General features: G+C 70.2%; 24 protein-coding genes. 14 read left to right on the forward strand and 10 right to left on the reverse strand.

From position 1 onward, the window contains the following. Window positions 1–9: 9 nt before the first annotated feature. Window positions 10–1,305 (reverse strand): MFS transporter, encoded by a 1,296-nt coding sequence (locus AC3B5L_RS07215; protein ID WP_490096352.1) that lies wholly within the window; start codon window positions 1,303–1,305, stop codon window positions 10–12. 186 nt (window positions 1,306–1,491) lie between these two features. On the opposite strand from AC3B5L_RS07215, the gene rpsO reads away from it, so the two are divergent. The 3 genes from rpsO (at window position 1,492) to AC3B5L_RS07230 (ending at window position 3,108) form a co-directional block, all read left to right on the forward strand. After that, complete coding sequence (gene rpsO, locus AC3B5L_RS07220; protein ID WP_017203073.1) at window positions 1,492–1,761, forward strand: 30S ribosomal protein S15; 270 nt, start codon at window positions 1,492–1,494, stop codon at window positions 1,759–1,761. 155 nt (window positions 1,762–1,916) lie between these two features. Beyond that, complete coding sequence (locus AC3B5L_RS07225) at window positions 1,917–2,786, forward strand: hypothetical protein (protein WP_280566055.1); 870 nt, start codon at window positions 1,917–1,919, stop codon at window positions 2,784–2,786. Next, window positions 2,779–3,108: a transcriptional regulator gene (locus AC3B5L_RS07230; RefSeq protein ID WP_280566053.1), complete on the forward strand. Its 330-nt coding sequence runs from the start codon at window positions 2,779–2,781 to the stop codon at window positions 3,106–3,108. The genes AC3B5L_RS07225 and AC3B5L_RS07230 overlap by 8 nt, the downstream gene beginning before the upstream one ends. A 7-nt stretch (window positions 3,109–3,115) precedes the next feature. Here AC3B5L_RS07230 and AC3B5L_RS07235 read toward each other — a convergent pair whose 3' ends face one another. Beyond that, on the reverse strand, window positions 3,116–4,120 hold the full coding sequence (locus AC3B5L_RS07235; protein ID WP_259963049.1) for an isopenicillin N synthase family dioxygenase: 1,005 nt from the start codon (window positions 4,118–4,120) through the stop codon (window positions 3,116–3,118). A gap of 150 nt (window positions 4,121–4,270) precedes the next feature. Here AC3B5L_RS07235 and efeU point away from each other — a divergent pair, with 150 nt between their 5' ends. Genes efeU through efeB form a run of 3 tightly spaced genes read left to right on the forward strand, consistent with a single transcriptional unit; the run spans window position 4,271 to window position 7,768 of the window. Then, window positions 4,271–5,209: an iron uptake transporter permease EfeU gene (gene efeU / locus AC3B5L_RS07240; protein WP_490096353.1), complete on the forward strand. Its 939-nt coding sequence runs from the start codon at window positions 4,271–4,273 to the stop codon at window positions 5,207–5,209. Continuing rightward, a complete protein-coding gene (efeO, locus tag AC3B5L_RS07245; protein WP_490096354.1) occupies window positions 5,206–6,438 on the forward strand; it encodes an iron uptake system protein EfeO in 1,233 nt (410 codons plus the stop codon). Before efeU ends, efeO begins: the two co-directional genes overlap by 4 nt. A 19-nt stretch (window positions 6,439–6,457) precedes the next feature. Next, window positions 6,458–7,768: an iron uptake transporter deferrochelatase/peroxidase subunit gene (gene efeB / locus AC3B5L_RS07250; protein ID WP_419181670.1), complete on the forward strand. Its 1,311-nt coding sequence runs from the start codon at window positions 6,458–6,460 to the stop codon at window positions 7,766–7,768. 7 nt (window positions 7,769–7,775) lie between these two features. Here efeB and AC3B5L_RS07255 read toward each other — a convergent pair whose 3' ends face one another. Continuing rightward, the gene (locus AC3B5L_RS07255; protein WP_490096355.1) at window positions 7,776–8,660 is read right to left on the reverse strand and encodes a serine hydrolase domain-containing protein; all 885 of its coding nucleotides are present in this window, start codon (window positions 8,658–8,660) and stop codon (window positions 7,776–7,778) included. Further along, a complete protein-coding gene (locus AC3B5L_RS07260; RefSeq protein WP_268776443.1) occupies window positions 8,657–9,787 on the reverse strand; it encodes an acyltransferase family protein in 1,131 nt (376 codons plus the stop codon). The genes AC3B5L_RS07255 and AC3B5L_RS07260 overlap by 4 nt, the downstream gene beginning before the upstream one ends. A gap of 111 nt (window positions 9,788–9,898) precedes the next feature. Here AC3B5L_RS07260 and AC3B5L_RS07265 point away from each other — a divergent pair, with 111 nt between their 5' ends. Together AC3B5L_RS07265 and AC3B5L_RS07270 are read left to right on the forward strand one after the other, a co-directional pair. Then, a complete protein-coding gene (locus AC3B5L_RS07265; RefSeq protein WP_490096356.1) occupies window positions 9,899–11,125 on the forward strand; it encodes an LLM class flavin-dependent oxidoreductase in 1,227 nt (408 codons plus the stop codon). A gap of 1 nt (window position 11,126) precedes the next feature. Continuing rightward, complete coding sequence (locus tag AC3B5L_RS07270) at window positions 11,127–11,771, forward strand: FMN reductase (RefSeq protein WP_268776441.1); 645 nt, start codon at window positions 11,127–11,129, stop codon at window positions 11,769–11,771. Window positions 11,772–11,878: 107 nt separating this feature from the next. Here the strand turns inward: AC3B5L_RS07270 and AC3B5L_RS07275 are convergent, their stop codons facing one another. Next, entirely contained in the window at window positions 11,879–12,058 is a 180-nt protein-coding gene (locus tag AC3B5L_RS07275; protein WP_136052140.1) for a DUF5302 domain-containing protein, read from the reverse strand. A gap of 39 nt (window positions 12,059–12,097) precedes the next feature. After that, window positions 12,098–12,682, reverse strand: a complete 585-nt coding sequence (locus AC3B5L_RS07280; RefSeq protein ID WP_490096357.1) for a DedA family protein — start codon at window positions 12,680–12,682, stop codon at window positions 12,098–12,100. 139 nt (window positions 12,683–12,821) lie between these two features. Between AC3B5L_RS07280 and AC3B5L_RS07285 the strand changes: the two genes are divergently transcribed. Beyond that, complete coding sequence (locus AC3B5L_RS07285) at window positions 12,822–14,762, forward strand: GDSL-type esterase/lipase family protein (protein ID WP_490096358.1); 1,941 nt, start codon at window positions 12,822–12,824, stop codon at window positions 14,760–14,762. A gap of 13 nt (window positions 14,763–14,775) precedes the next feature. Here the strand turns inward: AC3B5L_RS07285 and AC3B5L_RS07290 are convergent, their stop codons facing one another. Beyond that, complete coding sequence (locus AC3B5L_RS07290; RefSeq protein WP_259953994.1) at window positions 14,776–16,086, reverse strand: UDP-glucose dehydrogenase family protein; 1,311 nt, start codon at window positions 16,084–16,086, stop codon at window positions 14,776–14,778. 359 nt (window positions 16,087–16,445) lie between these two features. On the opposite strand from AC3B5L_RS07290, the gene AC3B5L_RS07295 reads away from it, so the two are divergent. The 5 genes from AC3B5L_RS07295 (at window position 16,446) to AC3B5L_RS07315 (ending at window position 21,871) form a co-directional block, all read left to right on the forward strand. Continuing rightward, window positions 16,446–18,722 (forward strand): polyribonucleotide nucleotidyltransferase, encoded by a 2,277-nt coding sequence (locus AC3B5L_RS07295; protein ID WP_259953993.1) that lies wholly within the window; start codon window positions 16,446–16,448, stop codon window positions 18,720–18,722. A gap of 213 nt (window positions 18,723–18,935) precedes the next feature. Beyond that, window positions 18,936–19,964 carry an aldo/keto reductase gene (locus AC3B5L_RS07300; protein ID WP_187664141.1) on the forward strand — a complete coding sequence of 343 codons (1,029 nt, stop codon included), beginning with the start codon at window positions 18,936–18,938 and terminating at the stop codon, window positions 19,962–19,964. 73 nt (window positions 19,965–20,037) lie between these two features. Further along, on the forward strand, window positions 20,038–20,640 hold the full coding sequence (locus AC3B5L_RS07305) for a histidine phosphatase family protein (RefSeq protein WP_187663877.1): 603 nt from the start codon (window positions 20,038–20,040) through the stop codon (window positions 20,638–20,640). A gap of 56 nt (window positions 20,641–20,696) precedes the next feature. Further along, entirely contained in the window at window positions 20,697–21,437 is a 741-nt protein-coding gene (gene dapB, locus AC3B5L_RS07310; protein ID WP_187663878.1) for a 4-hydroxy-tetrahydrodipicolinate reductase, read from the forward strand. Next, the gene (locus AC3B5L_RS07315) at window positions 21,437–21,871 is read left to right on the forward strand and encodes a tetratricopeptide repeat protein (protein WP_187663879.1); all 435 of its coding nucleotides are present in this window, start codon (window positions 21,437–21,439) and stop codon (window positions 21,869–21,871) included. Before dapB ends, AC3B5L_RS07315 begins: the two co-directional genes overlap by 1 nt. A 12-nt stretch (window positions 21,872–21,883) precedes the next feature. On the opposite strand, the gene AC3B5L_RS07320 is transcribed toward AC3B5L_RS07315, so the two are convergent. The 3 genes from AC3B5L_RS07320 to AC3B5L_RS07330 all read right to left on the reverse strand — a co-directional run bounded on the left by AC3B5L_RS07320 (window position 21,884) and on the right by AC3B5L_RS07330 (window position 23,412). Further along, window positions 21,884–22,309: an OsmC family protein gene (locus tag AC3B5L_RS07320; protein ID WP_259953991.1), complete on the reverse strand. Its 426-nt coding sequence runs from the start codon at window positions 22,307–22,309 to the stop codon at window positions 21,884–21,886. An 84-nt stretch (window positions 22,310–22,393) separates the two neighbouring features. After that, complete coding sequence (locus tag AC3B5L_RS07325; protein ID WP_490096359.1) at window positions 22,394–22,975, reverse strand: DUF4395 family protein; 582 nt, start codon at window positions 22,973–22,975, stop codon at window positions 22,394–22,396. Between the two features lie 20 nt (window positions 22,976–22,995). Further along, on the reverse strand, window positions 22,996–23,412 hold the full coding sequence (locus tag AC3B5L_RS07330; protein ID WP_187663882.1) for a TlpA family protein disulfide reductase: 417 nt from the start codon (window positions 23,410–23,412) through the stop codon (window positions 22,996–22,998). Window positions 23,413–23,454: the final 42 nt, after the last annotated feature.

Raw genomic sequence — 23,454 nt, forward strand, 5'->3', positions numbered from 1 at the left:
CCGGGCCCGTCAGGGCTCGGGGTTCTCTGCGTCGTAGTCGCGGAAACGAGGATGCCGCCGGGCGAGGACCGCGACGAGGGCGATCACGATGATCCCGCCGAGCAGCGGCGGGAACCACAGTGACGTCAGCGTCGCGAGCGTCCCGGCGTAGAGGGCGCCGACACGGGGACCGCCGGTCACCACCACGACGAACAGGCCCTGCAGGCGTCCGCGCATGGCATCCGGCACCGCCGCCTGCATCATGGTGTTGCGGTAGATCGAGCTGACGTTGTCCGACGCGCCGGAGAGGGCCAGCGCCACGCAGGCGGCGACGATCAGTGCGACGTGCGGTCGGTCCTCTCCGGCAGGCGTCGCGGAGAACGCGCCGATCAGGAGGACGAGGCCGAACAAGGCGATGGCGGCGCCGTAGGCCTCCACCGCGCGGGCGATGCCGCGGCCGTGCCACCGGTACTGCACCACGCGCCCGGAGAACAGGCTCGAGGAGAAGGTGCCGACGGCGACCGCCGCCGTGAGGATGCCGGTGGTGAAGGCCCCGCCGCCGAGGATGACCGTGCCGAGTGCCGGGAAGAGCACGAGCGGCTGTCCGAACGTCATCGCGATGATGTCCATCACGTACTGCATCCAGATGTTGCCCGCGCGGCGGAGGAAGCGCCAGCCGTCGACGAGCGAGGCGAGGCCGGGGCGCACGATGTCGCCTTCGGGTCGCAGGGCGGGGAGCGTCCACAGGCCGAGGAACATCGACAGCATGAGCACGACGTCGATCGTGTACGTCCAGCCGTATCCGGTGAGCGCCACCAGGAGCCCGGCGAGGGCCGGACCCGCCATGACCGTGAGCCCGAACGCGACGCCGTTGAGCGCGGACGCGGCCGCGAGCATGCTGCGGGGAATGAGGCGGGGGACGATCGCGGTCCGCGTGGCCATGCCGACGGAGTTCGCCGCCGAGTTCACGATGCTCAGCGCGTACAGCCACCAGATCGTCTCCGTGCCGGTCCAGGTGAGCGCCGCGAGCAGCCCCGTGGAGGCGAAGGTCACGGTGGCGGCGATGAGCGCGACCCGCCGCCGGTCGAACGCGTCGGCGAGCATCCCGCCGTAGAGGCCGGCGAGGATCATCGGGAGGAGGCCCGCGACGGCGATCATCGAGACGGCGAACGTGCTCGCGGTCAGATCGAACACATGCAGCATCACGGTCACGATGGTGAGCTGACCGCCGATGCCGGCGAGTGTTGAGCCGATCCACATCCGGGCGAAGGCCGGGCTCGCCTTCAGCGGAGTCAGGTCGATCAGATGGCCGCGTCGGGAGCTCACAGGGCGGTCTTCTTCTGCACATCCCGAGCCTAGTTGACCCCACGCGCCTCGTCCCGGGCGCCGTGTCCCGCCGTGGTCGTCCGGGCTGGTAGACTCGTCAGGTTGCCGTTCGATCGGCCGCGGATAAAGAGAGCTCACGCATCAGGCGTCGGGCGCCGCGCAACAAGCAGAGAGGGGATCGAATCTATGGCACTGGAAGCAGACGTCAAGAAGGCGATCATCGAAGAGTACGCGACGCACCCCGGTGACACCGGATCCCCCGAGGTGCAGGCCGCGATGCTGACGCAGCGCATCAAGGACCTCACCGAGCACCTGAAGGAGCACAAGCACGACCACCACTCGCGTCGTGGTCTGTTCCTGCTCGTGGGTCAGCGCCGTCGTCTGCTCGGCTACCTCCAGAGCGTCGACATCGAGCGTTACCGCTCGCTGATCGCACGCCTTGGTCTTCGCCGATAAGGCACCACGGACCCCGCGTTCAATCGCGCAGAACATTCTTGAGAAGGCCGCCCCACGGTGTGGGGCGGCCTTCGTCATGTCCGGACTTGTCCTGGCCATCACTTTCCGGTAGGAAAGTTCTAGAGCTTTCCACCAGGAAAGTCGGGGAGGCCACGATGGAGCAGAAACCGATCGCTGGTCAGGACCCTCTGGCCCCGCCGGACTCCGAGACCGCCAGTCAGTACCTGGCAGCGGCCCAGGCGGTGGTCGAGCGCCGCGATCGCGCGGTCGACCGGCGTGCGCTCGCGCGGCTGGAGATCGGCAACGCGGTGGTGACGGCCGCCTACCTCGTCGCCTTCGCACTCGTTCTCCGGCGCGGCGATGTGCTGGCGTCGCAGATCGTCCTGTTCACCTTCCTCGTGTGGGGGCAGTTGTCCAGCGGGATGGCGCAGCGCACCGGGCTGCAGTGGCGGATGACGCGTTCACGATTGCCGTTCCTGCTCGGAGGGGGAGCGGTTCTCATCGGCGCACTCGTGGTGTTCGGCTTCGCCGCCCTGGACACGCGGCTCCCCGAAGCCGTGGTACTCCTTCCCGCCGCCGTGGTGCTCGTCGGCATCGGGGGGCACGGAGTCGTGCAGCTCCTCCGAGCGTCGAACGACTCGCACCGTTCCCGCCCGGGTCCCGTCGCTCTTAAGGGCCCACGTCGTTGGGGCACCGCCCTGGTCGGCATCGCGATCGGAGTGCTGACCATGCTGGCGGGATCGCCGGACGATGTGCTGCGAAGCGCGATCTCGCTGCTCGTGATGCTCTGCCTGGTGGCGTGGATAGCGGTCTCGACCTCGGAGGTCGGGCTGCCGGCGATCGGCGCGTCGTGGCGGTGGCCGCATGTGCTCGTCTTCTTGCTCGCCGCGTGCGTTCCGGTGACCCTCGTCTTGGGTGCGGGAGTGCTCGGCGATGCGGGGTGGGCCGGAGTCTGGGGTGGGGTTGCCGTGATCGTGTGCTTCGCGGTGGTCACCTGCATCCCGGGACGTGCGGAACGTGACTGACTCCCATGCCGTCCCGCACCCGCGAACGCGGTTGGATGACAACTTCGCGTCCCCGATCCGCTTCTCGCTCATGGCGGGCTTGGGAGACGGGATGGAACTCGACTTCGCGGCGCTGCGCGAGATGCTGCAGTGTGGCGACTCGCCCCTGAGCAAGGCGATCACCCATCTGCAGGCGGCGGGATACGTGACCGCGCGCAAGGGGACCGTCGGCGGGCGCTCGCGCACGTGGGTGCGGTCGACGAGCACGGGCCGAGACGCCTTCGCAGCGCACCTCCAGGCGCTGCGGGAGATCGTCGCCCTGGGCGGCAAGACGTCGTTCTGAGACCCCGTCAGGCGGTGGCACCCACGAGATCAGGGTGGTGGATGGCCGCCACGTCGGGGTGTGCGCGCAGTCGGGACTTCATGGCGTTCTCGCCGTAGGTCGCGTGGATCGGATTGCTCGGGTCCTCGGTGACTCCGGTCGCCTCGGCGGCGAGGTCGGCAGGGAGCTCGAGCAACGGGAGCTGCTGATCGAGCGCCGGGTTGAAGAAGAACGGAATCGAGATGCGCTCCTCGGGCGCCCGCGGCGAGATCACCCGGTGGTTCGTCGCCTTGAGGTAGCCGCCGGTGGCGTACTCGAGCAGCTCGCCGATGTTGACGACGAAGGCGCCCGGCACCGGGGGAGCCGACACCCACTCGCCGTCACGCTCGACCTGGAGTCCGCCCTTGCCCGGCTCCACCCAGAGCAGCGTCAGCACGCCGGAATCCTTGTGCGCACCGACGCCCTGCTGCGGTTCCGGCTCGTTCGTTCCCGGGTATCGCACGATCTTGATCAGGGTGGACGGATCGCGGAACGGCTCGTCGAAGTAGTTCTCCTCCGCCCCGAGGGTGAGGGCCCAGGCGCGCAGGAGCTTGCGGGCGATCTCCGTGAGGGTGTCGTGCCACTCCGTGACGACCTCCTTGAGCTCCGGCTGCGCGGCGGGCCAGAGGTTCGGTCCGGTGAGGCGGTTGAAGGCGGGGCCCCCTTCGACCGGCTCGCGTTCGGGGCCGATGTCGATCTGCTCGCGCCAGTCGACCTTGCCCTGCGTCCGCTCCCCGCCGATCCGGGTGTAGCCGCGGAAGTGCGGGCTGTTGACGTTCTCGATCGCGAGCTTGTCCTCCTCCGGCAGAGCGAAGAAGTCGAGGGCGGCCTGATGCAGCCGCGCTTCCAGTTCGGGAGAGATGCCGGTGCCGGTCAGGTAGAAGAAGCCGACATCGTGCGTGGCCGCGCGGAGGTCGTCGCGGAAACGCGCCGCGGCCTCGGGGCCGTCGTCGAGCTGGGACAGGTCGAGGATGGGGAGCGAGAGTTCAGCCATGGACCGAGGCTATGTCGCGGATGAGGCCCGAGGATGCTCTGTTGCATTCCATTACTTCGGTGGCCGGTGTCGGGCGGGCGCCGATCACGGTGCTAGAGTCTCGTCGGTAAGGGATGCCTTACCTCAGTCGCCTGCCAGAGAGTGTCTCCCGTGCTCGCCACCTTCCTCATCGGACTCCGCGAGGGTCTCGAAGCCGCGCTCGTCGTCGGCATCCTCGTCGCTTACCTCCGCCGTCTCGGTCGCCGTGACGCGCTGCCGAAGATGTGGGCCGGGGTCGGCCTTGCGGTCGCCCTCGCTCTGGGCATCGGCGCGATCCTCACCTTCGGGGCCTACGAACTCACGTTCCAGGCGCAGGAGCTGATCGGCGGCGGGCTGTCCCTCGTCGCGGTGGCGATGGTGACGTGGATGATCTTCTGGATGCAGCGTGCCGGCCGCACCATGAAGGCGACCCTCGAGGGCGGCATCGACCGCGCGCTGACGGTGGGCGGTCTCTGGGCGCTCATCGCGATCGGCTTCGTCTCCGTCGCCCGGGAGGGGATCGAGACCACGCTGCTGCTGTGGTCGATGGTGCAGTCCTTCGGCGATGCCCCCTCGGCCCTCCTCGGCGCGCTCCTGGGACTCTCCGTGGCCGTCCTGCTCGGCTGGCTCATCTCCCGCGGGGCGCTGCGCCTGGACCTGCGGCGGTTCTTCGCCTGGACGGGCGGCTTCCTCGTGATTGTCGCGGCCGGTGTCCTCGCCTACGCCCTGATGGATCTGCAGGAGGCGGGAGCACTTCCCGGTCCCTTCACCGCCGCCGCTCCGCTCGACCCGGTCACCGGCGCCGTCGCCGTGGGCGCGGCCGGCTTCCCGTTCGGCTGGGCGTTCGACGTGTCGGCGGCGATCGCTCCCGGCGGCGCGCTGGCCTCCGTCCTGCAGGCCACGGTCGGCTTCATGCCCGCCATGACCTGGCTGCAGGTGCTCGCCTGGGGCCTCTACATCCTCGTCGTGGGCGGGCTCTACCTCCGCGGCCTCCGCTCGGCACGCCCTTCGACGCGCGGCGCCTCCGCCGTCACCTCGACGTCCTCCCTCACACAGCAAGGAGCAGCATGATCACCTCGCACCGGGTCCTCGCCGCGGCAGCCGCCGCGGGCACCGCCGTCCTCCTCCTCAACGGCTGCGTCGCGAAGAGCGATGCCCAGGCGACGGCGGCGTTCGACGTCTCATCCACCGCCACGGACTGCGCCGTCTCCGCGTCCACCGCGAAGAGCGGGACGCTGACGTTCGATGTGAAGAACGACACCGACCAGGTCTCCGAGTTCTACCTGCTGGCCGAGGACGGTCTGCGGATCGTCGGCGAGGTCGAGAACATCGCCCCGGCTGCGTCCCGCACCCTCACGGTGGTCGCCCAGCCGGGCGAGTACTTCACGCTCTGCAAGCCGGGCATGGTCGGCGACGGTGTCGGCCGGGCCTCGTTCACGGTGACCGGAGACCGCGTGGCGGTGGACGGCCCCGACGCCGAGCAGAAGCAGAAGGCCGTCGATCTCTACGGGGCGTTCGTGAAGGATCAGGTCGGGCAGCTCGTGCCGGCCGTGGAAGACCTCGTGGCCGCCTACGAGTCCGGCGACGATGAGACCGCCCGCACGCTCTTCCCACAGACGAGGGCGTTCTACGAGCGCATCGAGCCCGTCGCCGAGGCGCTCGGGGACCTCGACCCGCGGATCGACTATCGAGAGGTCGATGCGGTGGCCGAGGGCCTGGACTGGACCGGCTTCCACCGCATCGAGAAGGACCTCTGGGTGCCGGCGGAGGACGCGCTGAACGCCGACGGAGAGACCCCGGCATGGCAGGACTGGGCGCCGTCCACGCCCGCGGAGCGCGCCGATTACGGCGACCTGCTCCTGGCCGACGTGCAGGAGCTGTACGACTACGTGCACTCGGACGACTTCACCACCGCACTGGACGACCAGGGGATCGGCGGCATCTCCAACGGCGCGATCGCACTGCTCGACGAGGTGGCCACCGGCAAGATCTCCGGCGAGGAGGACTGGTGGTCCGGCACGGATCTCTTCGACTTCGCCGCGAACGTCGAGGGCTCCAAGATGGCCTTCTCGCTGGTGCAGGACTTCGCCGCGGCGCAGGGAGACGACGGCGAGGCCCTCGTCTCCGAGATCGAGACCGGATACACCGCCCTCGAGGAGTCCCTCGCCGCGCACGGCTCGCTCGCAGAGGGCTTCGTGGGGTACGGCGAGCTGACCGAAGCGGACAAGCGGGAGTTCACCGATCTCATCAACGCCCTGGCGGAGCCGCTCTCGCAGCTCACCGGCACGGTGCTCGACTGACGACGGTGCACGGGTAGGCATGGACGTGAACGAGTCGGAACCGGAGGCCCACGAGGCATCAGCGGGGGTGCCTACTGCGCCCTCCGGCGGCGGTCTCAGCCGCCGCGGGCTGCTCGGGCTGGCCGTCGGCGGCGGGGTCGCGGGCCTGGCCGTCGGCCTCGGGGCCGGGACGGCCGGCGGCGTGGCGCTCGGACGCGCACGAGCCGCGGAAGACGCCGAGTCGCGGTACGAGTTCTTCGGCGCGCACCAGGCGGGCATCACGACGCCCGTGCAGGACCACCTGCACTTCGCGAGCTTCGACATGATGCCCCGCACCGACCGGGACGACCTCATCTCCCTGTTGCAGGACTGGTCGTACGCCGCGGCACGGATGACGCAGGGCCTGGAGGTGAGTGCGAGCGGCGCGGTGAACGGTCCCGCCGAAGCGCCCCCGGATGACACGGGGGAGGCGCTGGGGCTCCCCGCCGCGGGCCTGACCCTCACGTTCGGGTTCGGTCCTGGACTGTTCGAGAACGAGGACGGCGATCGCTACGGTCTCGCCGCCCAGCGGCCACCCGGTCTCGAGCGGCTTCCGGCCTTCCTCGGGGACGACCTCGATCCCGCGGCGTCGCACGGCGACTTGTGCATCCAGGCCTGTGCCGACGACCCCCAGGTCGCGGTTCACGCGATCCGCAACCTCAGCCGCATCGCGTTCGGGCGGGCGCGCCTGCGCTGGTCGCAGCTCGGATTCGGTAAGACCTCTCGTACCACGGCCGGCCAGGCGACGCCGCGCAACCTCTTCGGCTTCAAGGACGGCACGGCCAACATCCTCGCCGACGACGCCACGGCGCTCGCGGACCACGTCTGGGTCTCGACCGACGACGAGCCGTCCTGGATGGCCGGCGGTTCGTACCTCGTCGCGCGGAAGATCGCCATGCTCATCGAGACCTGGGACCGGGTGCGGCTGGCCGAGCAGGACACGATCATCGGACGGGACAAAGGTGTGGGGGCGCCGCTCTCCGGCGGTGACGAGTTCACGGCCCCGGACTTCCGCGGCACGAAGATCGATGCGAACAGTCACGTCCGGCTCGCCCACCCGGAGCAGAACGACGGCATCCGCATCCTGCGCCGCGGGTACAACTACGTCGACGGCAACAACGCCCTCGGGCGACTCGACGCCGGGCTGTTCTTCCTGTCCTACCAGCGTGATCCCGCCCAGTTCATCAGCCTGCAGCGCCGACTGTCGACCGACCGTCTCAACGAGTACATCCGTCACGTGGGCTCAGGCATCTGGGCGATCCCGCCGGGCGCGCGACCGGGTTCGTACGTGGGGGCGGAGCTGTTCGCCTGAGCAGGACTCAGCCGGCGGCGACGTCTTCCAGGGCGGCGACGGCGTCCGCAGCGAACGCATCCGCTCCGGCGTGATCGTGAGCGGTCACCGTCACCACCGCGTCGCCGAGGAACAGCAGCAGCTGGCCGTGGGCCCCGTGCAGCCGCCACGCCCGCCCCGGACCCTGCCAGCCCGCGAGCGCATAGCGGTCGTAGCCCGGGTTGACGCCCGCGACGACGCCGTCCTCGTGCATGGCGTCGATCCACTCCGGGGCGACCAGTCGACGACCCTGCCAGGAGCCGCGATCGCGGATGAGCAGCCCCAGGCGCGCGACCTCCTCGGTGCGGAGCGGCAGGCCGCCACCCGCCTCGATGCGTCCGTTCGGGCATCGCGACCAGACCACGTCCTCGATGCCGAGCGGGGCGAAGAGGCGCGTCGAGAGGTAGTCGCCGATGTCGCCCACGCGGGTCGCGAGGGCGGTCATCGCGGTATAGGTGCTCGCGTCGGAGTACTGGAACACACGCCCGCGCGAGGGCCGTCGCAGGAACTCGCGGGCCACATCCGGCCAGTCCGTCATCAGCGTCTCGGACCACGGAAGGTCGATGCCGCTCGACATCGACAGCAGGTGACGCAGGGTGACCTGAGCGACACCGTCGCCGAGCTCGTGGTCCGGGAGGAGGGTGGCGACGGTGTCGTCCAGGCGGATCAGTCCGTCGTCGGCGGCGAGGGCCGTGGCCAGCACGCAGACGCCCTTCGCGATCGAGTGCACGTCCTCCCGGACGTCGGGTGCCCAGCGGTGACCTGCGGTGTCCTCGCCGATGCGCACGTGGAGCCCGTGCGCGGCGAAACCCTGGGAGTCGGCGATGGCGACGAGCCGATCCCTGACCTCGGACGCGGGGTGGGCGGCTGTCATCGCGGACGCCGGGATCCGGTCGGATCGTTGCGGCGGCCTTCCCGCGACGCGAGCTCGGGATCGGCGAACAGCCACCGCGGCCGCGGCTCCACGAGCGGACGGAACACCCGCCGCACGGGCGTGGTCGCGAGCAGCAGTGCGAGGACCACCGAGAGCGCCGTGACCGCAGGGAGCCAGAACCAGGTCGGCTCGAGGTCGCGCAGCACGCCGCTCTCGCGGAACGGGTAGAGCACGAACGAGTGCAGGAGATAGACGTACATCGTGTACTGGCCGAAGGTGGTCCACCAGTAGGACCCGCGGGGGATGAGGACGAAGAACGCAGCGCAGAGGACGACGGCGAGGAGCAGGAGCGCGAAACGGATGCCGCCGGCCCACCACTGGTCCCCGACGAGGTCGGAGTAGGAGGCCTCGTAGAACAGCCAATGCCGCAGATCGGTGGCCTGCCAGACGGGGAGCCAGTTCCACGCAGCCCACCCGGCGGTGCCGAGGACGGCGACGGCGGTGATCCGGACCCACCACGGGCGGAAGTCGAGGAGACGCAGGCGGTCGACGATGTTGCGCTCCCTGAGCCACCAGCCGAGGGCGAAGAAGGGCAGCAGGCCCAGGGTGCGCGAGAGCGAGAAGGTGCTGTCGACGTTCGGGAGATAGCCCGCGCCGACGGAGATGACCACCGTCCACAGCAACGGCCAGCGCAGCAGGGCGAGGTAGGGGAGGACGAGGCGGAAGATCCCGAGCGCGAGCAGGAACCAGAGCGTCCAGCTGGGCTGAGTGGGGTTCGGGGTGGTCTCTCCCTCCACGAGCCACTTGGTGAGCGTCCAGAGGGCCTCGAAGATGACGTAGGGGAGGATGATGTCGGTGATGACGCGGGCCATCTGCGTCCGGGTGGGGGAGCCCGATTTGGAGAAGTAGCCCGAGATGATCGCGAACGCCGGCATGTGGAAGGCGTACAGCGCCAGGTAGAGGGCGAAGGCGATGTCCGAGTCGTAGATGAGGCGCTGGATCGCGTGCCCCAGGACCACGAGGACGATGCAGGCGTACCGCGCGTTGTCCCAGAAGGGCACGCGTCGGCGTTTGCGGTCGACCGGCCCTGTGCTGGACCCCGTCGTCCCGACTCCGGTGGTGCTCATTCTCCGAGGCTACCGGCCGGGAATAAAGTTGCCCTGCACGCGTTGACCCAATTACATTCAAATGAATAGAACCGGATGTCGAGCATCCGATTCGGAGAACACGGAGCAATCATGAGCGAGCAGTCAGGCGCGCAGGCGATGCAGTTCGGCATCATGTCGGTCAGCGACATCACCCGCGACCCCACCACGGGAGTCACCCCCAGCGAGCAGGAGCGGATCAAGGCGACGCTGGCCATCGCGACGCATGCCGAGGAGGTCGGACTCGACGTCTTCGCGATCGGCGAGCACCACAACCCGCCGTTCTGGTCGTCCAGTCCCACCACGTTCCTCGCCGCGCTCGCCGCACAGACCGAGCGGCTCATTGTCTCGACCTCGACGACGCTGATCACGACGAACGACCCGGTGCGCATCGCGGAGGAGTACGCGATGCTGCAGCACGTCTCGGACGGCCGCATGGACCTCATGCTCGGTCGTGGCAACACCGGTCCGGTGTACCCCTGGTTCGGCCAGGACATCCGCCAGGGGCTTCCGCTGGCGATCGAGAACTACGCGCTCCTGCACAAGCTGTGGCGCGAGGACGTCGTGGACTGGGAGGGCAAGTTCCGCACCCCGCTGCAGGGCTTCACCTCGACCCCGCGTCCCCTCGACGGCATCGCGCCGTTCGTGTGGCACGGCTCCATCCGCACACCGGAGATCGCCGAGCAGGCCGCCTACTACGGTGACGGGTTCTTCGCGAACAACATCTTCTGGCCGAAGGAGCACTACCAGCGCCTCATCGAGCTGTACCGTCAGCGCTTCGAGCACTACGGTCACGGCACGCGGGAGCAGGCGATCGTCGGTCTCGGCGGCCAGGTGTTCATGGCGGCGAAGTCGCAGGAGGCGGTGAACCAGTTCCGCCCGTACTTCGACAACGCCCCGGTCTACGGTCACGGTCCCAGCATGGAGGACTTCACCGAGATGACCCCGCTCACCGTGGGATCGCCGCAGCAGGTGATCGACCGCTATGCGGCGATGCGGGAGCACTACGGCGACTACCAGCGTCAGCTGTTCCTCATCGACCACGCCGGCCTGCCTCTGAAGACGGTGCTCGAGCAGCTGGACATCCTCGGTTCCGAGGTCGTGCCGGTGCTCCGCAAGGAGCTGGCGAAGGACCGCCCGTCCACGGTGCCCGACGCGCCGACCCACGCCGCGCGCGTGCAGGCGACCTACGGAAACGGACCGACCCGGCAGGCGCGTCCCGGCGCGAACCGCGGCGACAACCTTACCGGGGACTCGCCCTACCAGGACACGCCGGCTCCCGCGGGAGCCGCGTTCGGACTCGGCCGGAGGGAGGCCTGACATGACCACGCGTCGCATCGCCGTCGTCTCGGCGGGTCTCTCCAACCCGTCGTCCACCCGGATGCTCGCCGACCGCCTGGCGGCGGAGACCGTGAAGGCGCTCGCGGAGCGCGACATCGAGGCCACGGTCGACGTGATCGAGCTGCGCGACCACGCGCACGACATCACGAACAACATGCTGACCGGCTTCGCGCCGCCTGCACTCGAGACGGCGATCAACACCGTCGTCTCGGCCGACGCGCTGATCGCGGTGACGCCGATCTTCTCCACGAGCTACTCCGGATTGTTCAAGTCGTTCATCGATGTGCTCGACCCGGACGCGCTCACGGGGAAGCCCGTGCTGATCGGGGCGAACGCGGGGACACCGCGGCACTCGCTCGCGATCGACTACGCGATCCGTCCGCTGTTCGCCTACCTGCACGCCGAGGCCGTCTCCACAGGGGTCTTCGCGGCGTCGAGCGACTGGGGCGGCGCCGGAGACGATGTCGCACCGTTGGCGAAGCGCGTCGAGAAGGGGGCGAGGGAACTCGCCGAGGCGGTCGCGCGCCGGGAGGCTGCCACCGTCGTCGACCCTTTCGATCCCGCGACCTACCTGGGTGAGGGGCGCTCGTTCGGCCACATGCTCGGCGGTCTCGCCGGAGAGTGACAGGGAGCCTCTCGAGAGCGACATGCCCCGTGCCTTTCGGCGCGGGGCATGTCCGTGTCTGCGGAGAGGGATGCGGGAGCCGTGGACCGGCTCCCGCATCCGCACGGTCAACCGCTCTTGCGTCGGAACTCGCGCCGCGTCTGCGGGGCGTTGGCGGCGTGCACGGCGGAGTCGCCGTCGAGGTGGGCCTCGCCCTGCCGGTGGTGCGCGTTCTTCTTCTCGAGCGCTTCCTTGAACTTGCGCTTCATGTCCTCCGAGGAGGAGCCGGCGCCTTCTTCGGTGCTCATGCTCCCGAGCCTAGGGCACGGCAGGAGCAGCGGCGAGTGTCACCGCTCCCGCCCTCGCGTGAGCCGGTCGACCCCGAGCCCGATACCGACGGCCAGGGCGACCGACACCGGGACCGCGACGAGGGCGCCGCCGGGCAGCACCGCGGCGACGAGCGCGCCGATCGCGGCCTGGTATGCCGCCCATCCGGTCGCGGCGAGCGTCACGAGAGCCAGATAGCGGGGCGGGTGGATCCGGGAGGCGCCCGCCACGAGGTTCACGGCAAGCCGGGCGAACGGGACGAAACGAGCGGTGAACAGCACCGTGGCCGTGCCGCGGTCCAGCCGGTCGCGTGCCCAGCCGAGGGCCTGCCGCATGCGGCGGCCTCTCATCCAGCCCCAGCGCTCGGTGCCGACGACGCACCCGATCAGATAGCAGCAGGTGTCACCGAGCGCTGCTGCCGCCGCCGCGCAGAGCACCACCGCCCAGAGCGCGGGCGTTCCGGTCGTCATCGCGACCGCGCCGAGGGCTGTCACGGCGATCTCCCCGGGGACGACGACGAAGAACGCGTCCCCGAGCACGAGCAGGCTCATCGCGGCCAGGCTCCAGGGACCGGCGAGGACGTCAGCGAGCAGGTCTGTCGACACCCCGCCACCCTGCCCTGAGACGGTGAACGGGAACCAACGCGCGGATAGCCGGTGACCCGTGATCCAGCATCCGGTGAACATCCGGTGCTCGACGCCGGTTTCTCGCAGCGGGGGCGAGGTGCACCGTCATCCTGAGGGGGTGAGAGTCGCGATTGTCACCGAGTCCTTCCTTCCGCACATGAACGGCGTGACCGGATCCGTGATGCAGATCCTCCGCCATCTGGAGCGCCGAGGGCACGAGGCCTGTGTGCTCGCTCCCGCCGCCACGGGCATCCCGGAGCGGTTGCACGGTGCCCCCGTCACGGCGATCCGCAGCGTGCCGCTCCCCGGATACCGGGATGTCCGCGTCGGCGCGGCGACGACCCGTCGGATCGGAACGGAGCTCGGCCGCTTCCGCCCCGATGTCGTCCACCTCGCGTCGCCGTTCGCCCTCGGGTGGCGCGGGCTGCTCGCCGCAGAACGCGGCGGCATCGGGACGGTCGCGGCCTACCAGACCGATGTGGCCGCATACACGGAGAGGTATCGCGTCGCCGCGACGACCGGTATGGCTCACGCCCACATCGCACGGCTCCACCGGCGAGCGACCCTCACGCTCGCGCCGTCCACCGAATCCGCGCAGCAGCTGGGTCACCTCGGCGTCGACCGACTCCGATCGTGGGGGAGAGGGGTGGACGCGGAGCGCTTCCACCCCTCCCGGCGCAGCGACGCGCTCCGAGCGGAATGGGGAGCGGAGATCGTCATCGGCTACGTCGGACGCCTCGCCGCCGAGAAGCAGGTGGAGGATCTCGCCGCGCTGCACGGCATCCCCGGCGCCCGTCTGGTCATCGTCGGCGACGGGCCACGGCGGGACCGGCTGCAGGAACAGCTTCCCGACGCTCTGTTCCTCGGGAGGCTCGACGGGGATGCGCTCGCCACCGCGCTGGCCTCCTTCGACGTGTTCGTGCATCCGGGAGAGAGCGAGACGTTCGGCCAGACGCTGCAGGAGGCCCACGCGAGCGGGGTGCCCGTGGTCGCCACCGGTCGCGGAGGGCCGCTCGATCTGGTGAGGGCCGGCGTGGACGGCTGGCTCTACCGCCCCGGGGACCTCGCCGACCTCCGCCGACGCGTGACCGCTCTCGCCGGGGACGAGCAGACCCGCCGAGCGTTCGGGCACGCGGGCTGGAGCGCTGTGCAGGGACGAAGCTGGGAGCACCTCGGGGATCAGCTCCTGGGGCACTTCGAGGAGGCGCGGGCGCTGCACGCCGTGGACAGCCGTCTGCGCGCTCGCCGCCTCGTCCGACCGGAACCCGCCGCGCCCGCCCCGTCGCGACGGCGGCGGCGGGTGGTCGCGCTCGGCGACTCCTTGACCGAGGGACTGTGCGACCCCGGGCCGGACGGTGCTCTCCGCGGGTGGGCGGACCGGCTCGCCCTGCTCCTCGCCGCGCGGGGCGGCCTCCACTACGCCAACCTCGCGGTCCGCTCGAAGCGCGTGGCCGACGTGTGCGGCCCGCAACTGGAGCGCGCACTGGAGCTCCGACCCGATCTGGTCACCGTGCTGGTGGGCGCCAACGATCTCGTGAAGCACCGTGCCGCCGTGCCGGCGCTCGCCGCGAGTCTGGAGGCCGCCGTGCGGCGAGTGCGCGCGACCGGCGCCGACGTGGTCCTGGTCACCCCGTTCCTCCCGGACCGACGCGCGGCGGCGCTGTACACCCGGCGCTTCTCCGCCTTCGCCACGGCCCTCGCGGGGATCGCTGCGCGGACCGGTGCGATCCTCATCGACACGGATCTGCATCCGGTGCTGGCGGAGCGGCAGCACTGGGGCGAGGACCTGGTGCACCTCAGCAGTCGCGGACACCGCTTCCTCGCCTATCGGGTCGCCGAGGTGCTCGGGGTGCCGCACGCGGACGCGCTCGGACTGCTGGATGCGGCCCTGCACGAGAACGAGCCGATCGGCCGCGCGGCCTGGTGGCGGCGGCACGCGCTGCCGTGGGTGTGGCGGCGACTCCACGGCCGTGCCGCGGGAGACGGCCGTCGGGCGAAGCACGACGACTACGTCTACGTGGGACGCTCCTCCGTCGAGCGTGACGCCAGCGTGGTCTGAGGGACGGCAGCCCTCAGCGTCGCCCCATCCCGCGGTACGTCCAGCCGGCGGCTCGCCAGGCGGCGGCGTCCAGACAGTTCCGTCCGTCGATCACGATCCGGCCCCGCACGAGCCCGCCGGCGTGCTGCGGACTGAGCTCGCGGCGGTACTCGTCCCACTCCGTGACGACGACGACGGCGTCCGCGTCCCGCAGGGCCTCATCCCTGGACGACGTGTATCCGAGCTGCGGATGCCGCGCACGGGCGTTCTCGATCGCCGCCGGGTCCGTCACCACGACATCCGCGCCGAGTCCGCGCAGCCGCACGGCCACCTCCAGCGCGGGAGAATCGCGGACGTCGTCGCTGAAGGGTTTGAAGGCCGCGCCGAGCACGGCGATCCTCCGCCCGAAGACCAGGCCGTCCAGGGCATCGACGACCAGACGCACGGCGCGATCACGCCGGCGGAGATTGATGGCGTCCACCTCGTGCAGGAAGGCGACGGCCTCGCCGCGGCCGAGCTCCTCGGCGCGGGCGGCGAACGCGCGGATGTCCTTCGGGAGGCAGCCGCCTCCGAACCCGATCCCGGAGCCGAGATAGCGGCGGCCGATGCGTGAGTCGTGGCCGAGGGCTTCGGCGAGGAGGGTGACGTCGGCACCGGCCGCTTCGGCGACCTCAGCCATGGCGTTGATGAAGGAGATCTTCGTCGCGAGGAAAGCGTTGGCGGCACCCTTGACGAGCTCCGCGGTGGCGAGGTCCGTGACCAGGAACGGGGAGCCCGCATCGATCGCCGCGGCGTATACGCGGCGGAGCAGGTCGACGGCGGCGGCACCCTCCGGGGTGTCATCGGCCCCCACCACCAGGCGGTCGGGGGTGAGCGTGTCGTGGACGGCCCAGCCTTCCCGGAGGAACTCGGGGTTCCAGGCGAGCGTCGCCCCGGTCTGTGCGATCCGACGGGCGAGGCGCGCGGCCGTGCCCACGGGGACCGTCGACTTCCCGGCCACCACCGCGCCCGGCCGCAGGTGGGGGAGCAGCCCGTCGATCGCCGCGTGGATGTAGCGGAGGTCGGCCGCGGGACCGGAGGCGGACTGCGGGGTGCCGACGGCGAGGAAGTGCACATCCGCCCCGGAAGCGGCCGCCGCATCCGAGGCGAAGCGCAACCGCCCGGATCGCAGCCCCGCGTCGAGGAGCTCGTCGAGGCCCGGCTCGAAGAAGGGCGCGGCGCCTGCGGCGAGGTCGGCCACCTTGCGCTCGTCCACGTCGACGCCCACGACGTCGTGACCGAGCGAGGCCATCGCCGCAGCGTGCACCGCTCCCAGATACCCGCAACCGATCACCGACATCCGCATGCGTCCAGCACAGCCGACCCGTCCCTCGCCCCGGCGGACGCGCGGTGAACGTCGGGTGACGGTGCGGTGTCGTGACCGAACCGCGTGAGGAACCCTCGGGACTGAGGGCGCACGCTGGTAGTGTGGTCGAGGGTGACCCCGGTCATCCGACAATTTCATATCGACTCATGGAGCGATCGGCGGAGAAGCTGGTCCCCTGTGGTGGGTTCCTCGGCACACGTCGGGTGGCTTTCTACTGGTGGCCAGCGCAGGCGAGATTCGCGGGAGTGCCCGCGCGCCCGAACCCTTCCGTTCCGCTCCTTTGAACATGCTCGCGCGTCACACGGATTCGCGAGTCTAAACAAAGAAGGAGAGACCTCTTGGAAGGTCCTGAAATCACCGCCACCGAGGCCGTTCTCGACAACGGCCGCTTCGGCACCCGCACCATCCGCTTCGAGACCGGCCGCCTCGCGCAGCAGGCTCAGGGCGCCGTCGCCGCCTACCTGGACGGCGAGACCATGCTGCTCTCGGCCACGAGCGCGGGCAAGCACCCGCGTGAGGGCTTCGACTTCTTCCCGCTGACGGTCGACGTCGAGGAGCGCTCCTACGCCGCCGGCAAGATCCCCGGCTCGTTCTTCCGTCGTGAGGGTCGCCCCTCGACCGAGGCGATCCTGGTCTGCCGTCTGATCGACCGTCCGCTGCGTCCGTCGTTCGTCGACGGTCTGCGCAACGAGGTCCAGATCGTCATCACGGTCCTCTCGATCGCCCCGGGCGAGTTCTACGACGCCCTCGCGATCAACGCCGCCTCCGCGTCGACGCAGATCTCGGGTCTGCCGTTCTCGGGCCCCGTCGCCGGTGTGCGCCTCGCGTTCATCCCCGGTCACGGCCAGCACGAGGACCAGTGGGTCGCGTTCCCGACCGCCGAGCAGGTCTCCGAGGCCGTGTTCGACCTGATCGTCGCCGGTCGCGTGGTCACCAAGGCCGACGGCTCCGAAGACGTCGCGATCATGATGGTCGAGGCCGAGGCGACCGAGGGCAGCTGGAACCTGATCAAGGCCGGCGCCACCAAGCCCGACGAGACCATCGTGGCCCAGGGCCTCGAGGCCTCGAAGCCCTTCATCGCCCAGCTCGTCAAGGCGCAGGCTGAGCTCGCCGCCACCGCGTCGAAGGAGCCGGGCGTCTACCCGGTCTTCCCCGCGTACAGCGACGAGGTCTATGACTTCGTGTCCGAGCGTGCCTTCGCCGAGCTGAGCGACGTGTACCAGATCGCGGACAAGAGCGAGCGTCAGAACGCCGACGACGCGATCAAGGATCGCGTCAAGGCCGAGCTCATCGAGGCCACCGAGGCGGGCTCGCTCCCGGCTGCGGCACCGCTGGAGTTCTCCGCGGCGTACAAGTCCGTCACGAAGAAGATCGTCCGCGGTCGCATCCTCACCGAGGGCACCCGCATCGACGGCCGCGGCCTGGCGGACATCCGTCCGCTCGACGCCGAGGTGCAGGTCATCCCGCGCGTGCACGGCTCCGCGATCTTCCAGCGCGGCGAGACCCAGATCCTGGGCGTCACCACGCTGAACATGCTCAAGATGGAGCAGCAGATCGACTCGCTGTCGCCCACGACGAGCAAGCGCTACATGCACCACTACAACTTCCCGCCCTACTCGACCGGTGAGACCGGCCGCGTGGGTTCGCCGAAGCGTCGCGAGATCGGGCACGGCTTCCTCGCCGAGCGCGCGCTCGTGCCGGTGCTGCCGAGCCGCGAGGAGTTCCCGTACGCGATCCGTCAGGTGTCCGAGGCGCTCAGCTCCAACGGCTCCACGTCGATGGGTTCGGTGTGCGCCTCGACCCTGTCGCTGCTGAACGCGGGTGTGCCGCTGCGCGCTCCCGTCGCCGGCATCGCGATGGGTCTGGTCTCCGACGAGGTGAACGGCGAGACCCGTTACGCGGCGCTGACCGACATCCTGGGTGCCGAGGACGCGCTGGGTGACATGGACTTCAAGGTCGCCGGTACCAGCGAGTTCGTCACCGCCATCCAGCTCGACACGAAGCTCGACGGCATCCCGTCGTCGGTGCTCGCGGGCGCGCTGACCCAGGCCAAGGATGCTCGTCTGACCATCCTCAACGTCCTCAACGCCGCGATCGACGCGCCTGACGAGATGGCGCCCACCGCGCCTCGCGTCATCAGCGTCCAGATCCCGGTCGACAAGATCGGTGAGCTGATCGGCCCGAAGGGCAAGACGATCAACGCGATCCAGGACGAGACCGGTGCGCAGATCTCCATCGAGGAGGACGGCACCGTCTACATCGGCGCGACCGACGGCCCCTCGGCCGAGGCCGCCCGCGCCCAGGTCAACGCGATCGCCAACCCGACCAACCCGGAGGTCGGCGAGCAGTTCCTCGGCACCGTCGTGAAGATCGCCACCTTCGGCGCCTTCATCTCGCTGCTGCCGGGCAAGGACGGCCTGCTGCACGTCACCGAGGTGCGCAAGCTCGCCGGTGGCAAGCGTGTGGAGAACGTCGAGGACGTGCTCTCCGTCGGCCAGAAGATCCTCGTCAAGATCACGAAGATCGACGACCGCGGCAAGCTGTCGCTCGAGCCCGTGCTCGACGACGCACCCGCCGCGGACGAGGCTCCGGCCGAGGACGCCGCCGCCGAGTAGGACACGGTCGGAACGGAACCCGGGTCCCTCCGTCGGGAGGGGCCCGGGTTCCGTCGTTTGATCCGTGATCGAAACGTTATGGGAAGTTTGCGCGCCGTTCCCCGGATTGGCCGGGACGCTCGCGCACGTCGCATACCCTCGAAGTACGCACCGGGGGGTGCCGGAGAAGCAGTGATGTCGATCGGTCCAGCCGATCGCAGCGGGGGTGAGAGTATGCGGTTGTTCGGCGTAGGCGCAGGTCCCGACGCGGAACGCGTCGCGCTCGAGCACGAGGATCATCCCTCCGCCCCGATCCCCATCGTCGGCCCCGGTGTGGGGGAATCCATCCGCACCGCCATCGGCGAGACCGGATACGAGACGTTCCCGTTGATGCTCGGCGCCGCGGAGTTCGGGTGGAACGTCGATCTCGAGACGAGCCACGGCATCCTCGATCGCTACGTGGAGTTCGGCGGCAACGCCATCCATACGGCGGACGGATTCTCCGGCGGTCGGAGCGAGCACATCCTCGGGCAGTGGCTGCGGTCGCGCGACCAACGGGAGCGCGTCGTCCTCAGCGTCCGCATCGGAGCGCATGCCGACAACCCCGGTCTGGGGTCGGTCAACCTCGTCCGCGCCGTCGAGGGGTCGCTCACCCGGCTCGGCGTCGAGCGCATCGACGTGCTGTACCTGGACGCCACGCTGGATGCGACCACCAACCTCGAAGACACGCTGGCCACGGTCGAGTGGCTCGTCGAGGCCGGGAAGATCGGCGCGCTCGGCGCGTACGGCTTCACCCCGGAGCGGCTGGTGGAGGCCCGCATCCTCGCGTCCGCAGGGTACCCGCGGATCACTGTGATCGACACGCCCTACAACCTCGTGCGGCGGCAGCCGTTCGAAGGCGATCTGCGCCTCGTGGCCGGCGCGCAGAACCTCGCGGTCACGCCCTCCCATGCGCTGGAGCACGGGTTCCTGTCCGGGCGCCACCGCACCAAGGCGCTCGCGTCACGAGGCGTCCGCGGAGAGCAGTTGCGAGGGAATCTCAACCGCCGCGGTACGAAGGTGCTGCGCGCGCTGGATCAGGTGGCCGCCGAACTGGCAGTGCCGGTGGCCGCTGTGTCCATCGCCTGGCTGCTCGCGCAGCGCACGGTCGCCGCGCCGATCGTGAACACATTCGCGACCGACCATGTCGACGAGCTCATGCAGGGCGCCGGTGTGACGCTGTCCCGGGCGCAGGTGGCCGACCTCACCCGCGCGGGCGCCTGAGCTTCCGCTGCCCGTGACATAGGGTGGAAGAGGAAGACCGGCGGATGCTGGCGATGAGGCGAGCGAGCGAGTTGTGACGCACTACATATATCTGGTCAGACACGGTGAACATCAGGATGCCGAGCACGGTCTCGCCGACGGACCCCTTTCGCCGCGCGGCCAGCGGCAGGCGGAGCTGATCGCGGATCGGCTGTCCGGGCTCCCGCTCGACGCCGTGTGGCATTCGCCGCTGCTCCGCGCGGCCGAGACGGCGAGATCGATCGCCGGTCGCCTCCCGTCCGTGGACCCCGCGCCGTCCGCTCTGCTGTTCGACTGCGTGCCCACGGGGATGACAGAGGAGACCCCGGCGGTGTTCGAACCGTTCTTCGGCTCGGTGACCGAAGCCGAGATCGAGGCCGGTCGCGCCCAGATGTCCGACGCCGTCAACGAGTTCCTCGTGCGGAAGACCGGGGACGTGCACGAGGTGCTCATCACACACAACTTCGTGATCTCGTGGTTCGTGCGCGAGGTGCTCGCCGCACCCGACTGGCGGTGGATGACGCTGAACCAGTCGCACTGCGGACTGACGGTGATCGCCCAGAAGCAGGGTCGGCCGTGGACCCTGCTCACGCACAACGACACCGGCCACCTGCCGATGGAGTTGCGGACGGGGATTCCCGACGCGCTGTTGGTGTGATCACCGTATCCGCGCGCCGCGGCCTCCGCTCGACGCCCGGAAAATAGACTGGACGCATGACCACGAAGGTAGCCCTCGTCGGCGGGACCGGAAAGCTCGGAACGATCATCGGCGCGGTGATCGGCGAGCTGGAAGGCTTCGAGGTGAGCCGGGTGCTGACCTCGGCGAGTGACCTTTCGGAGCTCGCGGGAGCGGACCTCGTGATCGACGCGTCCACTCCGCAGATCAGCATCGATGTGGTCCGCACCGCCGTCGAGCACGGCCTCAACATCCTCGTCGCCACCTCCGGCTGGTCGGCCGAGCGGATCGCGCTCGTGCGGCCGCTGGTCGAGGCCGCTGACACCGGAGCGGTCTTCATCCCCAACTTCTCCCTCGGCTCCGTGCTCGGTTCGGCCCTCGCCGCGGCCGCCGCGCCGTACTTCGGCTCCGCGGAGATCGTCGAGGCGCATCGGGAGACCAAGGTCGACTCCCCGAGCGGTACCGCCGTCCGCACGGCGGAGTTGATCGCCGCCGCGAGGGCGTCCCAGGGCCCCGTCAGCGCCCCGCATGCGGATCAGCGCGCGCGGGGGCAGCAGGTCGGCAGCGTGCCCATCCACTCCCTCCGGCGGCCCGGGGTGATCGCGAAGCAGGAGGTGATCCTGTCCGGGCCGGGGGAGTCGCTCACGTTCACGCATGACACCACCGACCCGGCGCTGGCCTACGCGCCGGGGATCCGGCTGGCCGTGCCGTATGCGGCCACCGCGTCCGGAGTCGTGGTCGGTCTGGAGAACATGCTCGACATCGGCATCCGCTCGTGATGTCCCGGATCGGGGTCGCACTGATGGCGGCGGCCCTCCTGCTGTACCTCGCGGTCGCGGGCTGGCTCGCGGTCATGTTCCTGGCCGTCGGGACGCCGGTCTCCATCGGGATGGGCGTCACCCTCCTCGTGCTCGCCCCCGTCGGCGGATGGGCCCTGGTTCGCGAGATGCTCTTCGGTTTCGGAGCGGATCGTCTGGGGCGTCTGCTCGACGCCGAAGGCGGAATGCCGCCGGTCGAGACCGAGCTCACGCCCAGTGGCCGCATCGCCAGGAAGGACGCGGACGCGCTCGTCGCGCGCTACACGGCGGAAGCGGAGGCGGCACCCACGGACTGGCGTGCGCGCTACCGGCTCGGCGTCGTGCAGGATGCCGCGGGGCGCAGGAAGGACGCCAGGGCGAGCATCCGGCAGGCGATCAGCCTGTCCCGCGCCTGACGTCCACGGAGCTCAGGCGAGCGTCGCCTCGAGGGTGATCTCGATGCCTGCGAGAGCCTGGGACACCGGGCACCCGGTCTTGGCGCCCTCGGCGATCTCCTGGAACTTCTCCGGAGTCAGACCCGGAACCGTGGCGTTGACGTTGAGGTGGCTGCCGGTGATGCCGACGCCTGGCTTGAAAGTGACCGAGGCGCTGGTGTCGACGCGCTCCGGCGGGGTGCCGTTCTCGGCGAGGGCGTGCGAGAGCGCCATGCTGAAGCAGGAGGCGTGGGCCGCGGCGATGAGCTCTTCCGGCGTCGTGGTGGTGTCGCTGCCCTCGCTGCGGGACTTCCAGTCGATCGGGAACGTCCCCAGATGCGAGGAGGAGAAGGCGACCGTGCCGGAACCCTCCATGAGCGATCCGGTCCAGGTGGCGGCGGCTTCACTGGTGACGGGCATGGTTCCTCCGGTTCTGACGCCACCGGGGGAGCGGCGTCGCTTGGTCGCCAGCCTACCGAGCGACCCGGCCGTCGGAAACCGGGATCACGCGGTGCGGCGCGTTCTCCCGGTCAGCCCGACGCGCTGTAGCAGGAGGTAGAGCTGGCAGCCGAGACAGAATGCGAACACGGCGTTGAGGAAAGCGGCGAGGAACGCTGCGGCGGTGGCGATGGGAAGGGCCCACGGCACGCCGGCGAGGTGGAGCAGGAGGCCGAGCCCCACCACGACGAGGCCCACGCCTTGGGCGAACCGCGGGGGGCGGGGATCCTCCAGTTCGACGGGCGGCGCCAGGCGCGGACGGACGAGGCGGCGGTAGAGCACGCCCCACGGTGCGGTGGCCGGCGAGACCACTCCCCAGAGGAACAGCAGCGCGATCAGCGTCGCAAGGAGGAAGCCCGGGTCGAGCACGCGCGCGACGGGCTCTACTGAGGGCAGTGCCCACGCGCCCGCCGGTACGAAGACGGAGCCGCTCTGCGGCTGGACGGCGAACCCGCCGGCGCGCTCTGCGCCGGCGGGAGTCGTGGAGATGCCGATGAGTGCGAGGAACGTCGCAACGGCGAGGAGGAATGCGGTGATCGCGCCGGCGAAACGGGGGCCTCGCGGGTCGATCCCAGCGGGTGTCGTCATCGGGTTCTCCATACTGCGCTTCAGACGAGGGTGGCGACGGCTGTGGCCAGGGCATCCCGGGCGGGCACGCCCCCGAATCGGGCTCGCACGACACCCGAGGCGTCGACGAGGAACGTGGTCGGGGTCTGCAACACCCGGTACCGGGCGGAGAGGTCGGGTCGGTGCGTGAGGTCGACCTCGATGTGTGCGAGCCCTGTCGTCTCGGCAGCGTACGCGCCGAGCAGCCGGCGCACCTGCGGACACCGGGTGCACATCTCGGTGCTGAACTGCACGAGGGTCGCGCTCGCGCCGAAGGCTGCGCCCGCCGCATCCGCCGGCTCGAACCTCAGGTCGCCGCCGTTGCGTCGACGACCCTCACGCCGACGGAGCGCGAGACCGACGAGGGTGGCGAGTGCGAGAAGCGCGGCCACGGCGGCGAGGGCGAGTGCGGGGGACACACGTCGAGCGTACGGCCGGAGGACCAGGGGTGCCGCGATGTG

The organism is Microbacterium sp. C-MGS6, assembly GCF_058140415.1.

Coding starts and splice junctions, on each gene's coding strand:
- AC3B5L_RS07300 (WP_187664141.1), top strand. CDS start 18,936: ATGCGGTTGTTCGGCGTAGGCGCAGGTCCCGACGCGGAACGCGTCGCG.
- AC3B5L_RS07225 (WP_280566055.1), top strand. CDS start 1,917: ATGGAGCAGAAACCGATCGCTGGTCAGGACCCTCTGGCCCCGCCGGAC.
- AC3B5L_RS07255 (WP_490096355.1), bottom strand. CDS start 8,660: ATGACAGCCGCCCACCCCGCGTCCGAGGTCAGGGATCGGCTCGTCGCC.
- AC3B5L_RS07265 (WP_490096356.1), top strand. CDS start 9,899: ATGAGCGAGCAGTCAGGCGCGCAGGCGATGCAGTTCGGCATCATGTCG.
- AC3B5L_RS07270 (WP_268776441.1), top strand. CDS start 11,127: ATGACCACGCGTCGCATCGCCGTCGTCTCGGCGGGTCTCTCCAACCCG.
- AC3B5L_RS07275 (WP_136052140.1), bottom strand. CDS start 12,058: ATGAGCACCGAAGAAGGCGCCGGCTCCTCCTCGGAGGACATGAAGCGC.
- AC3B5L_RS07320 (WP_259953991.1), bottom strand. CDS start 22,309: ATGCCCGTCACCAGTGAAGCCGCCGCCACCTGGACCGGATCGCTCATG.
- AC3B5L_RS07315 (WP_187663879.1), top strand. CDS start 21,437: ATGTCCCGGATCGGGGTCGCACTGATGGCGGCGGCCCTCCTGCTGTAC.
- AC3B5L_RS07260 (WP_268776443.1), bottom strand. CDS start 9,787: ATGAGCACCACCGGAGTCGGGACGACGGGGTCCAGCACAGGGCCGGTC.
- efeO (WP_490096354.1), top strand. CDS start 5,206: ATGATCACCTCGCACCGGGTCCTCGCCGCGGCAGCCGCCGCGGGCACC.
- AC3B5L_RS07325 (WP_490096359.1), bottom strand. CDS start 22,975: ATGACGACACCCGCTGGGATCGACCCGCGAGGCCCCCGTTTCGCCGGC.
- AC3B5L_RS07290 (WP_259953994.1), bottom strand. CDS start 16,086: ATGCGGATGTCGGTGATCGGTTGCGGGTATCTGGGAGCGGTGCACGCT.
- efeB (WP_419181670.1), top strand. CDS start 6,458: ATGGACGTGAACGAGTCGGAACCGGAGGCCCACGAGGCATCAGCGGGG.
- dapB (WP_187663878.1), top strand. CDS start 20,697: ATGACCACGAAGGTAGCCCTCGTCGGCGGGACCGGAAAGCTCGGAACG.
- rpsO (WP_017203073.1), top strand. CDS start 1,492: ATGGCACTGGAAGCAGACGTCAAGAAGGCGATCATCGAAGAGTACGCG.
- AC3B5L_RS07235 (WP_259963049.1), bottom strand. CDS start 4,120: ATGGCTGAACTCTCGCTCCCCATCCTCGACCTGTCCCAGCTCGACGAC.